Here is an 11,697-nt window from a genome sequence, read left to right as displayed (position 1 = left end):
GGGGAGGAGCCTGAAGGAGGCGGAGCAGCGCCAGGCCGCGGATCCGGCGACGGCGAGCGCGAAACCGGGCAGACCCGCGAGGCCGCGACCCGAGCGGGCCACGATGCCGAGGACGACCGTCAGGGTGAGCAGCAGCAGGCACGTGGTGCCCGTGCCCCGGGCGGCGTACCAGAGGGCTTCGGTGCTCATCGGCCGGAACCTCTCGGCCGTGTCGCCGATCCAGCGGATGCGACTCGGGTTCCATCCTCGGCGGGCGGAGCCGTCTCGGCCCGGTCTACCCGGACCCCGGCCACCTCGACTCCGGCCACCCCGGCCGGGCTCGGGTCGGGCCAGCCCGCGGTCGTGACGATCGAGCTGTCCGCGGCGACGAGCCGTGCCGGCATCCCGAGCCGGCGCGGCCAGCCCACCGCCGCAGAACCGCGGACGATCGCGGCGGTGCTCGCCGTGTTCGCGTCGAGGCAGCTCGCGGCCGCCACGGTAGCGGTCCGCCAGACCACCGGCGCGGGCTGGCAGGTGCGCGGATCCAGGATGTGGTGCAGGAGCCGCCCGCCGCGCCGCCACCGTCGCCCGAGGGTGCTGGACGTCGCGACGGCGCTCCCGGCGGCCAGGGTGACGGTGCAGGCGGGCTCTCCCGGGCGGTCCTGGACCCGGATGCGCCAGCCGCCCTCCGGCGCGTTCCCGGCGGTGGCGACATCCCCGCCGAGGCTGACCAGCACGCCGGGCTCGGTCACCACGAGCCGGGCGGTCGTGCTCCACACCGACCACTCGACCGCCGCTGCCGCGCCGGGCATCTCAGGAACCACCGGTCGACGCGTGCGTGGGACCGTCGTCCCGCCCGACCAGCCGCCGGACGAGGACGCGCTGTCGGAGGTCGACGACGAGGTGGATCCGTTACTCGAGGTCGCCGAGCTGTCGTCCGTCGTCGAGGCCGAGATGGCCGCGGATGTCGAGGCGTACACCCGACGAGTACCCGCCGTCGGATCACCCCCACGGGCGTGGGGAGGACGTCCGGGTCCGGGTCGCAGATGTAGCAGGGACCGGATCACCCCCACGGGCGTGGGGAGGACCCGCTATGGGCATGGGGGTTCGCGCCGACGGACGGATCACCCCCACGGGCGTGGGGAGGACGAGCACTGCATGAGCAGCGGTGGTCAGGTCTACGGATCACCCCCACGGGCGTGGGGAGGACGGCTTCGAGGAGCGTCGCGTCGAGCATGGACGCGGATCACCCCCACGGGCGTGGGGAGGACCACGTCGCCGGATACGTCGCCCCATCAACCGGCGGATCACCCCCACGGGCGTGGGGAGGACGACGCCGGTGCCGCCAACCCGTTCCGGCTGTCCGGATCACCCCCACGGGCGTGGGGAGGACATGGGCGGATCAGCGGAGGTGAAGCGGAGCGGCGGATCACCCCCACGGGCGTGGGGAGGACCCGTTCCGGGCATGCGGGCCGTCCCGGGCATGCGGATCACCCCCACGGGCGTGGGGAGGACACTTGATTACCTGGGCTTTTAGGTGGTCTCCGGCGTCTGTTGTGATTGTAGGCCGATGAGTTGGAGGCCGTCGAAGTCGAGGACGTGGCGGCGTCGTTCTCCGGCAGTTTTGATCGTGAAGTCTTGTTCGGTGTCGGCGGGGTGGATGCAGACGGCGGCGCCGTCGGAGATGCTGGCGGCGACGTCGTTCCAGAGTTTGTCGCGGACGCGGGCGGAGACGGTGCCGACGTAGAGGCCGGCGGTGGGCTCGACGAGCCACCGGCTGAGGGCGCCGCGGACGTGGTCGGGGACGGCGGCGGTGGAGATGACGATCATTCCTGCCATGGGATGCCCAGGTTCACGTTGACGTCGTCGGGTTCGAGATCGCCATTGTCGAGGGTCGGGGGATCGCCATCGACGTCCAGACCGGCGTCCTCGGTGAAGTCGATCAGGTCGGGGTCTGGGCCGTCGCCGTAGTTGACGCCGGCTTTGACGGAGCCGAGCTGGGGATCCCAGAGGTGGACCATCTCGACCGCGAGGTTGCCGCGGCTGTCCTCGTCGTCCCCGTTCTTGGAGTTGGTGGGGTCGCGGTCGGGGTCGGGGTCGAGCAGGTTCTGGATGTCTCGGACGATGGTGGGGAGCAGCTTGACGAGTCGGAACTCGGTTCACCCCCACGGGCGTGGGGAGGACTTCCATGCCGCGTAGCTGGGCGAGGGTGGTGCCTTCGGGTACCTCGGTGGAGAAGCGGTGCCGGTACATGCGGCTGGCGACGCGGACCCGAAGGTCGTCTGCCCAGGCGCGGACCTGTTTTTCCAGCCAGGCGGTGGTCAGGCCCGCGGGATGGATGGTGGCATAGCTGCGGATGCCGCCAGCGCCGACGCAGACGAGGCTGGTGCCGTGCCGGGCGATCGTGCTCATCGCCGGCTGGGTGATGGAGGTTCCGGGGCCGAGCAGGATGCAGGACAGGGTGGCGACAGGGAGGTAGACCTGCTCGGTTCCGCGTGGGGACTCGACGTAGGCGAGCACGCCGGTGTCGTCCTGGGTGATGCGGACGGACTCCATGTAGAGGAAGGACAGCGAGTCCGTGACCCGGGGCAGCATCGCGAGAGTCGGCCGGCCGAGCCGGTGTTTGGCTGTCGTTGCGCTCCGTGGTGCGCTCATCGGCTGCCGCCGATCGGGGCGATGCTGAGCAATCCGGCGCCGTGGGCTTTGCCGCGGCCGACGCCGCCGAGGATGGCTGTCCGAAGCGCATCGGGGTCGGTGACGACGGCGATTCCGTCGTAGCGGGTGAGCGCGTGGCGGATCTGGGCGCGGCCTTGGCGGGGTCCGGTGATGTCGTCGAGGGGCAGAGCGGTCGAGCTGCGTAGCGCGAGGCCGCAGCGGTCGGCGCGGCTGGTCCACCAGGTTTCGGCTTCTTGCCCGCGGAGGGCGGCGAGCCGGCCGGGGTGCTTGGCGTTACGGCCGAGCCGTTTGGCGGGGTTCGCGACGAGCCGGTAGTGCACGCCGAGGCCGGTGTGCAGCCGGTTGAGCAGGCCGGTCAGGCCGCGGGTGGTGACCTGGCCGTAGCCGGCGGGCAGCTGGTCGGTCAGGGGGATCAGGCGGGTCTGGACGAGGATCTCGACGCCGGTGCGTTTTTCCTCGACGCGGAACAGGGCGCCGGCGAGGCTGCGGGCGTCCGGGCCGATCTGGTCGGGGACCAGTTTCATGATTCTCTGGTGGAGTGCGACCGCGTCGGTGAGATCGGTGCGCACGTCGCGGCGTCGCAGGTCCGGGACGATGCGGACCAGCCATACGGGGTTCATGGCTGTTCTCTCATGTAGGCGTAGAGGGCCCGCTGGAACGCCGGACCGTCGGCGGCGAACAGCGTGTCGGGCAGGGTGAGGGTTTCGCGGCGTACGGTCCGCCGCTGGTAGCGGCGGTCGAGGCCGGCGAAGCTGATCGGCATGTCGGCCAGTTCGGTGGTGGCGGTCGGGTCGAGTGGATCGGTCTCGAGGATGAGATCGACCGTGGTGTCCGGCGGCGTGGTGCGTAGGCGCCGTCGGCGGCGGGGGAGCGGGACGAGGGTGCGTAGATGCTCTTCGGGATCGTTGACGCCGGCGTGCAGCAACAGCGGCTGGTCGGGTGGGCAGGAGCGGCGGCCGAGGTAGGGCTGCCAGCGGGGTTCGCGTAGGGCCTCGCCGAGTTCGGCCACCAGGATGTCGGGCCCGGTGACGGCGACGGTGAAGGCCGCGTCGGACAGGTAGCGGCGCCGGCTGACGATGGTGCCGGTCTCACCGGAGCGGTGTTTGCCGTCGGCGATGGGCGCGGTACGCGCGGCGGGCAGGCCGCCGCCGACTGTGTGAAAGTCGGTGAGCGGCACCCCTGGGGCGTCGACGCGGACGGTGAATCCGAGCGGGTCGAAGCGGGTGAGCGGCTCGCCGCGGCGCAGCCCGACCGCACCGGCGAGCAGGCCGACCAGCCCGGAGCGGGTCGGGAACGCCACGGTGTCCCGGTCGGTGAAGGTGCTGTGCTCACCCCAGGACTGCAACGGGCCGGCGAGCCGCAGGATCAGCCCGCTCATGCCGAGGTGGGGTAGGCGGCGGTGACTGCGGCTGCGAGCAGCTCCCGGTAGGAGCCGTACTGCTCGCCCAGCCCGTCGGTGCGTGGCTTGCCGTCGATGGAGGCGTGGCCGTGGACGAGCAGGCTGTCCGGGGTGTCCCAGACGCGGTGCAGCCCGGCCGCGTAGTCGTCGAGGGCGCTGCGGGCCGCCTCGCCGTAGCCGCCTTCGATCCCGGCGGTGACGGGCCGCTCGAACGCCGCCGCGAGCGACATCGGCCGGTCGGCGCGGACCGCGACGTAGGCGAGTTCCGGTGGGGTGTTCGGCGCGGTCGCGTTCTGCTTGCCCGAGGGCAGCGCGGTCAGGAAGGCGGCGAGGAACTGTTCGGTCAGTTCCCGGGCCGTCGCGGTGTCCCCGTCGAGATTCGCCACGAGCCCGCGCAGGTCGAGGCAGGCGTACCGGTAGAAGACGCCGGCAGAGAACTCCCCGGCGTTCATGTGGCCGCTGCCATGATCCTCCCCGGAGGGAATGTCGTCAACGGCGGTGAAGAAGTCGATCTCCGGGGTGGTGGCGTGCACGGTGAACGCATGCGCGACCTGCACGGCGCCGTCGACGTCCGCGCCAGGCAGCTCGGCGAGCATCCGACCGAACAGGTTGATCGTCCCGGTCCGGCGGGCGAGGATCGCCGCGACCTCGCCCGCCGGCAGCACCGGCTTCGGGGTCTTCTTCGCGATCTCGGTCTCCAACACCGCACGATGGTCCGCGGCGAGGGTCGCGAGCTCGTCCAGCCCGGCGGCCGGCAGGTAGAGCAGCACCGAAGAGATGTCGTTCTTGTCCCGGTCCTTGTCGATTTTGATGCCGCTCTTGCCGGCCGACATCAACACCTGCCGGCCGGCGAACGCCGCCAGCTCAGCCGGCCAGCCGGCCAGCACGAGCCGCTCGGCGACGGAGGCGACGATCCGCCGCGTCCGCACCGCCGGATCCCCCAGTGCGGACTCGACGGTCAGGCGAACCTGACGTTTCCAGGACTGGGAGGACACCCGGGTGCGGGTCGCCGCGCCGTAGACGACGGTCTTGGGTGCGCCCAGGTCGTCGCGGTTGAGGTTCGAGAACGGGATGGTCTGGAGCAGATGGATGTCGAGGAACCGGGCGGTGGTCATGACGTCTCGCTTTCGCTGTCGGCGGCCGCACCGCCGGTAGAAATGTCGATGCTGGGGGTGGTGGACGGGGCGGCAGGGCGGGGCGCCGAGACCGCCCGGTAGTAGTCCTGCAGCCAGCCCTTGGCGACCTGGTCGCGGTAGCGGCCCCACCGGGCCAGGTCGACGATCAGCGGCACCCAGGCGACCGGGACGAGGTCGGAACGTAGCTGGCCGACCAGCCGGGGCAGGTGACGGTGCACCCCGGCGACGTCCTGGCGGCAGATCAGCTGCAGGCGGGGCGGAATCGTCTCGCCGTTCAGCTTCCCGGCCCGCACCGCCGCCGCAAGCGTGTAGCCGAGACTCGGCCGCCGACGCCCGGTGCCGGCCGGAACCGTCGTCGTATCGGCTGGGTCCGCCGCCCCAACGCGGTCCTCGGCCGCGGAGTCGGCCTCTGCTTCGGTTGTCGGGGTCCGCGTTGTCTCTTCTGACGAGGTCGGCGTGGCGGCCTCGGCAGCGGCGATCTCCGCGTCCCGCGCGGAGCGCGGCTGCGCCGCCATCAGCGCCGCCACCGTGTAGAAGGCCCGCTCGATCGCGACCACGTCGATGGCGGTGTCCGGGTAGAAGCCGTCCCGCGCGGGGTCGGGCAGCACCGGCAGGTACGGCGCGACCATGCCGTGTGCTCGTGCCACCACCGGATCCTGCGGCGAATGCCCCAGGCTACGGCGCAGGGCAGCCCGCCGGCCCGGAACCGCCAGCGCATCGGTCACGGCTTCGACGAGACGGGCCGCGCGCCATTCGAGGCCGGGAAGCTTCTCCCGGCTGACGAGGTTGCTCATGCGGCGTCCTCACTCCTCCCGCCGCGAGCAGCGGCGGTATCTGCGGCAACGGCGAACCCGCGGATCTGCCGGCGGTGCAGGGCGAGCGCCCGGGTCATCCGCCAGTGCGCGGGCGAGGTGATCTCCCCGGCGATCCCGTCGTAGATCCGCAGCGCCAGCTGCACGAACGGTCGAGACGGGTCGGTGAACTCGCCGTCCTGGATGGCCTGCCAGAACAGCCGTTCCGCGCCCGGCCAGTACCGCGCCTCAGCCGCGGCGACCCACGGCCCCGGGGGACCGTCGGCCCGAGGTGTGCTGCCCGTGCCGTCCGTCGGGTCGGACTGGCGCGCCCACGCCAATTTCAACGCCCGGACCAGGCTGCGCCTCACCTGCTCGGCGGCCGCCCGGGTGGCGCTGACGCCCACCGCCCGGCTGCCCGGCCGACCCTCGGCCCAGCCCAGCACCGACGGCGTCAGTGCGGTGAAGAACTGCTGGTCACGGGTCTGACCGTCCTGATCGAATCCATACGCCCGAACCCGGAGAACCTCGACCAGGTCCTCGGGCAGCAGATCGAAGACCGCCGGCTTCCAGCGCGGCGCCTCGCCAATGTCGTTCATCAGCAATGCATCAAGGTCGCGCCACAAAGCCCGTTCCAGTCTCGCCGGCCGAGCGTAGGGATCACCTTTCTGACTGGTCTGGTAGATCAGGTACGGATCCCGATCGGGGAGCTGTTTGTCCCGAAACGCCCACGTCAGCCGTGCATCCACGACGCACGTTCCATCCGCCGACGGGGTCAGCAGGAGCGCGTGCTGAAACCGGCCGGTGAGCCGACGCCCCAGCCCACGCAGCAGCGGCGGGCTCTTCGTCGGAGGCGGCAGCTCCGCCATCTCCCACGGCGCCGCGTCCAGCGCGCTCGCCGCCGCATACCCCTCCCCGTCCGCCGGCGCGGGGATCCCCGCCACCAGCGACTCGAACAGGTTCCGGCCGATCGGATGAAACGACAGGCTGCCCCGCAACGGTCCGGCCATCGTGTCCGCCTTCGCCACCGACCCGACGGTCCGCGTCGTACACCGCCCTGACGGGCCGAAGTACAACCGCGCAATCAGATGCCAGACGGCCTCGTGAGCCGGTACCGGCGCCACCACCGTCTCCGTGTGATGGTCGAAGAAGACCTGATTGCTCCCCGCCGGCCGGCCGAGGACCAGCTTGTTCACCCCCGACGTCGCCGCGCACTGGGTGGCCAGCCGCGGATCCTGCAACCACGGCCGCGCCGGATCGAATAGATCGAACCGGTCGGCGTACCGGGCGAAATAGCCCTCGACCTCGCCCTCATCGAACCGGCCCGCGTCCAGCACCTCGCACCGGCGATCGTCGAACTCCGCCACCTCGAGCGTCGGGTCGTCCAGCCCGCTTACCCGCGCCGCCAGCAGATACAGGATCCGCCACAGCCCCGCAGTCGCCGGCGGCACCGGAACCTCCACATCGGACAGATCATGTGCCTGAAGAAGAAGATCGCACAGCCCGACCAGCCGCCGATCGGCACCCCGGCGTACCGGTATCCACGGCTGTTCCCGCAGGTCATAGACCTGCGGGGTCACCATTGTTTGCTCACCCGCATCCCCCGAATCTCCGTCCACCTTGCGGGTAGACGGTCGCCTCGATCTCACCGTCGAGATCGCCGCACACTCTCCCATCCACCACCGACAGTTTTCCGGGTGTGGGGGTGTCCTCCGAGTTGGTCGACTTGACCGGTATGGCGGCCGGGTAAAGACATGGTCGATGAGTAATCATCGTGTCAGCATCCATACAATGATTGCGATCATTACTAGGAAGCCGAGGACTACTGCTAGGCCGGCGACCACCACTAGGGCGGGGGCGAGTGACTCCATCGTCTGCACTCCGTACTGATGCATACCGGACTGATGTCGGTGCAGATCGTAACAGAGATCCCGACTGGGTCCTGCACATCCCTCTATGGCCTTTGTGATGACTAGTTGTAGCGTACCTCTCTACAGCCTTTGAGACTCGTGCAGGCTGGTGCTGCCACCCCCACGGGCGTGGGGAGGAGGGTGCGACGGGGTCCGCGCAGCCCTTCATGGCCGGAGCACCCCCACGGGATGTGGGGAGGAACAAGCTGAGGCAAGCACCAGCCCGCACGATTGCCGGGGGTCATTCCCACGAACGCGGGGCACCTCATTCTGTCACATGGGTGGCGAGCAAGAATTGATGATCTTACGGGAGTGTGGCTGTCCTTGCGGGACTGGGATGCCGCTAAGCGCGCGGTTAGCGGAACTGTCGTTGCCGCTACGCTTGGTCGGGCCGACCGTACGACGGGCTCTTGGCAGCCAGAAACGGGGTAGCCGTGAGTACGAGCGAGCCGGAGGACGCGCCGCTGGTCGATCTGAGGCTGTGGGGCAAGAGGAAGGGGCTACCGGGTCCGTATCCGCTGGTATTCCATCTCCTCGATACCGGCGCGGCGGCCGAGGTTCTGTGGCGGGACTACCTGTCGGTGTCGATCAGGCGGACCATCGCGGTCGGGTTGGGCGTTCCGGTCGACCAGGCTGGCCGGTTGCTGGCGTTCTGGGCGGCGCTCCACGACCTCGGCAAGATCATGCCGGGATTCCAGATGCTCGCCGAGGACGCGTTCGCCACGCTCGATGGCTACTCGCCGGCTGGTGCCCGTGGCGACATCCGGCATGAGCGGATGACGCAGCTCTGGCTGAGCCATGTGCTCGGTGAGCTGGGGTATCCGGTCAGCAGCACCCGCAAGGACTCCGGCTTTCAGGTCGCGGAGCTCCTCGGGGGACATCATGGCTGTTTCACCGCCGCCGAACGCCGCGACTACGCCACGGTGCACGACCTGCCGTGCCTGGGCGCCGACACCTGGGAGACCCAGCGGCGGGCGGCCCTGCACGCTATCCGCGAGGTCTTCGATCCGCCGTCGCCCCCGGCATCGGTCCCCCCGCGCATCGCCGCGATCAGCACCGCCATCGTGATTCTGGCGGACTGGCTGGTCAGCCAGGAGACCTTCCTGCGCCCACGCGTCGAGGCCCACCTGTCCGACACGGGCCCGTTGGCTGCTGGCCTCGAGCGGCTTCGCGGGCATCGGCGCGAGACCACCGCCTTTGTCCCCGACCTGCTTGCTGACGCCGGTCTGGGCCGCGCCTCTCTGCGTCCGGGAAGCTTCGCCGAGGAGTTCCCGAAGATTGAGGAACCGAACGCCCTGCAGCGGTCCGTGGCAGACCGGCTGCCCGGGCTCCTGTCAGGTCCGGGCCTGCTGCTCGTGATGGCGCCGATGGGCGTCGGTAAGACCGAGACGGCGCTGCACGCCGCCCGGGTGATGGGCGAGGCGGCTGGCACGTGTGGGCTGTTCGTCACCCTGCCGACGATGGCGACCGCGGACCAGATGTACCGCCGAATCCGTGACTATGCTCGGCGGCGGCTCGCCGGGGACACGGCGATGACGCTGCTGCACTCCATGGCCTGGCTGAACACCGAGTACACCGAGCCGGGCGGGGGCCCGGTCGTCACCGGCGACGGCGATCATCGCGGCGATGCGGCGGTCACGGCCAGTGCTTGGCTGCGCGGCCGTAAGCGCGGGCTCCTCGCCGCGATGGCCGTCGGGACCATCGACCAGGCGCTGCTCGCCGTCCTGCCTGTGAAGCACAACATGCTCCGGATGCTCGGCCTCGCTGGCAAGGTACTGATCGTCGACGAGGTGCACGCCTACGACGCCTACATGCAGATGCTCCTCGCTCGGCTGCTGACCTGGCTCGGTGCGCTCGATGTCCCGGTCGTCCTGCTGTCGGCCACCCTGCCCGGCTCGGTCGCGCACCGACTCGTCCGCGCCTACCTGACCGGCGCCGGTCACCGTGCCACCGACCTGGCGCCGGTCGCCTACCCGGGATGGGTCTACGCCGACGCCATCACCGGTGCCCTCACCACCCAGCCCGTCGACATCCCCTCTCGTCCCCTCGCGGTCGAGACAATGGTCGTGCCGGTCCACCGCACGAAGGGTGCCGACCGCTCCACCGCCCTCCGCACGCTTCTCGAACCCCTCGTCTCTGACCGCGGCTGCGCGATGGTCATCTGCACCACCGTCGCCGAAGCGCAGGCCACCTACCGCTACCTGCAGGGCTGGTTCGCCGAACTGTCCGCCGTCCGGGCCAGCTCCGGTGACGGCCGTACGGTCCCCCAGCTGCAGCTGTTACACGCCCGCTTTCCCGCCTATCAGCGCGAGGAGATTACGAAGACGGTGATGGCCGCCTACGGCCGCGACAGCGCCGTCCGTCCGTATGCCGTCCTCGTCGCGACCCAGGTCGCCGAACAGTCCCTCGACCTCGATCTCGACCTGGTCATCAGCGATCTCGCGCCGATCGCGCAGCTGCTGCAACGCTCCGGTCGATGCCAACGCCACGCCGTCTTCGACGGCGACCGGCCCGCCTGGGCCACCACCGGGCCGCGGCTCGTCGTACTCGTTCCGCCGGCCGACGGGGCTGCGCTGGACCTGCCGGATCGCTGGACCGGTGTCTACGACCGGTCCCTCCTCGAACGCACCCACACCCTGCTCGCCAAGCGAGCCCCCGGCAGCATCTCTATTCCGGACCATGTTCAGGAGATGGTCGAGGAGGTCTACGACGAGACGTTCTCCGCCGACCTGAGCGAAGCCGAACTGGCGCGGCGCATGGAGGACAAGGTCCGCTACAGCCTCGCCGAGCAGGCGATGATCCCGACGCCGAAGAACGCCCTCCCCCTCGCACGGCTGACCAGCAGCGACCTCGTCGAGGACAAGGTCAGCACCCGTCTCGGCGTCGAATCCGTCCGCGTGGTCTGCTGCTTCGTCGACGCGGACGGCTACCGCTGGCTCGACCGCACCCGACGACACCCGCTACCCGAGAAAGGAAGCCGCCGGGACGGCTCGTTCACCACCAACGACGTCCGCGCCATCCTTGCCCACAGCATCCCCGTCGCCGACGGCGATTGGCGTCGACGGCATCCGGGAGCCGCAATTGTCCCGACCAGATGGGCCGAGCACGCCGTGCTCCGCGAGCTCGTTCCCCTGCCCCATCCCATCGACGACGCCGGATACGCCCAGCCAGCCGACCTCGGCGGCCGCAGCTTCTTCCTCGACGCAGAACTCGGCCTCACCTGGTGATGGCCGTCAGGGGCGGAGACCCACTCGGCAGCCCATGACCTCAAAGATTGTCATCTCGACCCCCGTCGTACCCGAGCATGTCGCAGGTGCCCTGATCCCTCGGCCCATCGAACCCAAAGCCGGCCTCTACGTCGGGGTCGTCCCCGCCCGCGCATGCGACGAACTCTCGAGCGTGATTGTCGGTAGCATCGCCGACGGCGCCGCGCCGTCTGCATCCACCCCGCCGACCCCTGAGCAAGATTTTACGATCAAGGCAGTCGGTGGACGCCGCCGCCATGTTATGGACTTCGGCAGCCTCCAACTCCTCGGCCTCCCATCACAACAGACGCAGGAGACCCTGCAAAAGACCAGGTCAGAAAGAGTCCTCCCCACGCCCGTGGGGGTGATCCGGATCGTCGCGAACGCCGACACCTGACCGGCCAGTCCTCCCCACGCCCGTGGGGGTGATCCGCACAGGCCACCCACCCTCAGCCGGCCCCGCGGCAACCGGGTGTGGATGCGGGCGGCGGTCCTCGCCCGGATCACCCACCACGCCGGTGCCATCGTGATCCGCCTCCCACCCGGCCCCGGTCAGTCGGA

General features: G+C 70.2%; 10 protein-coding genes, 2 pseudogenes and 1 CRISPR repeat array. Of the genes and pseudogenes, 2 read left to right on the top strand and 10 right to left on the bottom strand.

Annotated features, from left to right (window positions below; genetic code table 11):
- From ACY5KJ_RS11970 to casA, 10 genes and pseudogenes are all read right to left on the bottom strand, one after another.
- Positions 1-189: pseudogene (locus tag ACY5KJ_RS11970) on the bottom strand (hypothetical protein); the annotation flags it as partial.
- Entirely contained in the window at positions 186-959 is a 774-nt protein-coding gene (locus ACY5KJ_RS11965; protein WP_462203369.1) for an FAD:protein FMN transferase, read from the bottom strand. The pseudogene ACY5KJ_RS11970 and the gene ACY5KJ_RS11965, both read right to left, overlap by 4 nt.
- An 18-nt stretch (positions 960-977) precedes the next feature.
- Positions 978-1,494: a CRISPR direct-repeat array (repeat unit 29 nt; unit sequence CGGATCACCCCCACGGGCGTGGGGAGGAC).
- 18 nt (positions 1,495-1,512) lie between these two features.
- Positions 1,513-1,818, bottom strand: a complete 306-nt coding sequence (cas2e, locus tag ACY5KJ_RS11960) for a type I-E CRISPR-associated endoribonuclease Cas2e (RefSeq protein WP_462187176.1) — start codon at positions 1,816-1,818, stop codon at positions 1,513-1,515.
- On the bottom strand, positions 1,806-2,000 hold the full coding sequence (locus tag ACY5KJ_RS11955; protein WP_462187177.1) for a hypothetical protein: 195 nt from the start codon (positions 1,998-2,000) through the stop codon (positions 1,806-1,808). Before ACY5KJ_RS11955 ends, cas2e begins: the two co-directional genes overlap by 13 nt.
- 163 nt (positions 2,001-2,163) lie before the next feature.
- Positions 2,164-2,634, bottom strand: a pseudogene (locus ACY5KJ_RS11950) (CRISPR-associated endonuclease Cas1); the annotation flags it as partial.
- The gene (gene cas6e / locus ACY5KJ_RS11945; RefSeq protein ID WP_462187165.1) at positions 2,631-3,275 is read right to left on the bottom strand and encodes a type I-E CRISPR-associated protein Cas6/Cse3/CasE; all 645 of its coding nucleotides are present in this window, start codon (positions 3,273-3,275) and stop codon (positions 2,631-2,633) included. The gene cas6e and the pseudogene ACY5KJ_RS11950, both read right to left, overlap by 4 nt.
- Positions 3,272-4,033, bottom strand: coding sequence for a type I-E CRISPR-associated protein Cas5/CasD (gene cas5e / locus ACY5KJ_RS11940; protein WP_462187164.1), 762 nt, complete (start codon positions 4,031-4,033; stop codon positions 3,272-3,274). Before cas5e ends, cas6e begins: the two co-directional genes overlap by 4 nt.
- Entirely contained in the window at positions 4,030-5,169 is a 1,140-nt protein-coding gene (cas7e, locus tag ACY5KJ_RS11935; RefSeq protein ID WP_462203368.1) for a type I-E CRISPR-associated protein Cas7/Cse4/CasC, read from the bottom strand. The genes cas5e and cas7e overlap by 4 nt, the downstream gene beginning before the upstream one ends.
- On the bottom strand, positions 5,166-5,984 hold the full coding sequence (gene casB / locus ACY5KJ_RS11930) for a type I-E CRISPR-associated protein Cse2/CasB (protein WP_462203367.1): 819 nt from the start codon (positions 5,982-5,984) through the stop codon (positions 5,166-5,168). Before casB ends, cas7e begins: the two co-directional genes overlap by 4 nt.
- Positions 5,981-7,564, bottom strand: coding sequence for a type I-E CRISPR-associated protein Cse1/CasA (gene casA / locus ACY5KJ_RS11925; RefSeq protein WP_462187161.1), 1,584 nt, complete (start codon positions 7,562-7,564; stop codon positions 5,981-5,983). The genes casB and casA overlap by 4 nt, the downstream gene beginning before the upstream one ends.
- Before the next feature lie 761 nt (positions 7,565-8,325).
- On the opposite strand from casA, the gene cas3 reads away from it, so the two are divergent.
- Entirely contained in the window at positions 8,326-11,118 is a 2,793-nt protein-coding gene (cas3, locus tag ACY5KJ_RS11920; protein WP_462203366.1) for a CRISPR-associated helicase Cas3', read from the top strand.
- A gap of 34 nt (positions 11,119-11,152) precedes the next feature.
- Entirely contained in the window at positions 11,153-11,533 is a 381-nt protein-coding gene (locus ACY5KJ_RS11915) for a type I-E CRISPR-associated endoribonuclease Cas2 (RefSeq protein WP_462187158.1), read from the top strand.
- Positions 11,534-11,697 lie beyond the last annotated feature (164 nt).

Source organism: Frankia sp. CcWB3, assembly GCF_977927595.1.
Note: the sequence above shows the minus strand (reverse complement) of the source record. Positions and strands in the feature narration are given on the sequence as shown.

What these genes read in the sequence shown, in the direction of transcription:
- cas5e (WP_462187164.1), bottom strand. Translation starts at nt 4,033, where the DNA reads ATGAGCGGGCTGATCCTGCGGCTCGCCGGCCCGTTGCAGTCCTGGGGT.
- casA (WP_462187161.1), bottom strand. Translation starts at nt 7,564, where the DNA reads ATGGTGACCCCGCAGGTCTATGACCTGCGGGAACAGCCGTGGATACCG.
- cas2e (WP_462187176.1), bottom strand. Translation starts at nt 1,818, where the DNA reads ATGGCAGGAATGATCGTCATCTCCACCGCCGCCGTCCCCGACCACGTC.
- ACY5KJ_RS11915 (WP_462187158.1), top strand. Translation starts at nt 11,153, where the DNA reads ATGACCTCAAAGATTGTCATCTCGACCCCCGTCGTACCCGAGCATGTC.
- cas6e (WP_462187165.1), bottom strand. Translation starts at nt 3,275, where the DNA reads ATGAACCCCGTATGGCTGGTCCGCATCGTCCCGGACCTGCGACGCCGC.
- casB (WP_462203367.1), bottom strand. Translation starts at nt 5,984, where the DNA reads ATGAGCAACCTCGTCAGCCGGGAGAAGCTTCCCGGCCTCGAATGGCGC.
- ACY5KJ_RS11955 (WP_462187177.1), bottom strand. Translation starts at nt 2,000, where the DNA reads ATGGTCCACCTCTGGGATCCCCAGCTCGGCTCCGTCAAAGCCGGCGTC.
- cas7e (WP_462203368.1), bottom strand. Translation starts at nt 5,169, where the DNA reads ATGACCACCGCCCGGTTCCTCGACATCCATCTGCTCCAGACCATCCCG.